The 1,503-nt window shown below is 75.3% G+C and carries 2 protein-coding genes; both read left to right on the top strand.

Annotated elements, in window-relative coordinates; translation table 11 throughout:
* A partial coding sequence (locus tag RIF93_RS20700; RefSeq protein WP_309093325.1) for an ATP-binding protein occupies positions 1 to 1,149 on the top strand: 1,149 nt, incomplete at its 5' end.
* A 50-nt stretch (positions 1,150 to 1,199) separates the two neighbouring features.
* The coding region (locus tag RIF93_RS20695) for a CoA transferase (protein WP_309093324.1) at positions 1,200 to 1,503 on the top strand (304 nt) is incomplete at its 3' end.

Genomic DNA, 1,503 nt, shown 5'->3' with positions numbered 1-1,503 from the left:
GCCGCCGAGCAGGCGGAGGCCGCCCGGCGGCTCGCGCGCTCGAAGTCGGACCTGGTCTCCACTCTCTCGGACGAGATCCGCAATGGCCTGACCGGCGTGGCCCACATGCTGGCGTCCGCGGCGGGTCCCGGCGCCCGCGCCGCGCCGTCGCGCCAGCAGCTGACCGCCGCGCGCGAGGCGGTCGAGGAGCTGCTGTCGGTGCTGGAGACCACTGTCGACGCCGAAAGCGCCGAGGCCGGCGCCCTGTCGGTCGAGCCCCGGCCCGTCGACCTGACCGCCATCGCCCGCGACCTCGTCCTGCAGCACCGTGCCGCCGCCGCGGCCAAGGGCCTGGAGATCGCGCTCCACGTCGACGCCGAACTGGCCGCGGCGGAGCACGGCGCGGCCATCGCCGACCCGGCGCGCGCCCGGCAGGTGCTGTCGGCCCTGATCGGCAACGCCGTGAAGTTCACGGTCCGAGGCCGCGTCGAGGCGCGCCTTAGCCTCACGGGCGACCGGATCCTGGCCGCCGTCGCCGACACGGGCCCTGGCCTGTCCGACGAGGAGCTCTCGGTCGCGCTGCAGCCCTTCCGGCGCGTAGCCCGCACCAGCGCCGGCGCCCCCGGAGCGGGGCTCGGCCTGCCGCTGGCGGTGCAGCTCGCCCGTCTGATGGGGGGCGACGTGAAGGCGCAGAGCGCCGCCGGCGTCGGGAGCTGCTTCACCCTGGAACTCCCCTACGACCACAGCGCCCGGCCGCCCGCAGCCGAGGTCGCGCCGCTTTCCGAGGCCGAGCCCCGCCGCCTGCGCGCGCTCATCGCCTGCGACGAGGCCCTGACGTCGGCCATGCTGCGCGCCACCCTGGAACAGCTGGGCCATCAGGTGGTGCAGGCGGCCGACGGGCGTCGCGCCGTCGAGCTGGCCCGCGTCTGCGACCTGGACCTGGTGTTCGTCGACGACCCCGCCACCATCGCCGCCCTGCGGGACCTGGCCGGGGAGGCCGCGCGCACGCCGCTGGTCGCCCTGATCGCCGACCCGGCCGAAGGCGCCGCCCGCCGAGGCGCGGGCGCCGACGCCCTCCTGCGCAAACCGGTCGCCGCCCCCGCCGCCGCCCGGGCCATCGCCGAGGCGCTGTCGGCCCGGACGCCCGCCAATGACCGTGCGGTAGCCTGACAAGCGTCCCAACGCCTGTTTAAACTCCCGGAAAACACCGGGAGGGACGCGTGCTGCTGAAGGGCCTGAAGGTCGTCGACTTCACCGCCTACATCGCCGGGCCAGGCGCCGCGGCGATCCTGGGCGACTGGGGCGCGGACGTGATCAAGGTGGAACGCCCCGAGGGCGACGCCATGCGCCACATCTTCGGCGACCTGAAAACGGACCTGGGCGCGAATCCCACCTTCGACGTGGACAACCGCGGCAAGCGCGGCATGGTCCTCGACATCACCAAGCCGGAGGGCCGCGAGGCCCTGGCCCGCCTGGCGGGACAGGCGGACGTCTTCCTGACCAACGTGCGGCCGGCGTCGCTGA

This window comes from Phenylobacterium sp., assembly GCF_031181185.1.
Taxonomy (GTDB): Bacteria; Pseudomonadota; Alphaproteobacteria; order Caulobacterales; family Caulobacteraceae; genus Phenylobacterium.
This window is presented reverse-complemented; position numbering and strand designations above follow the sequence as displayed.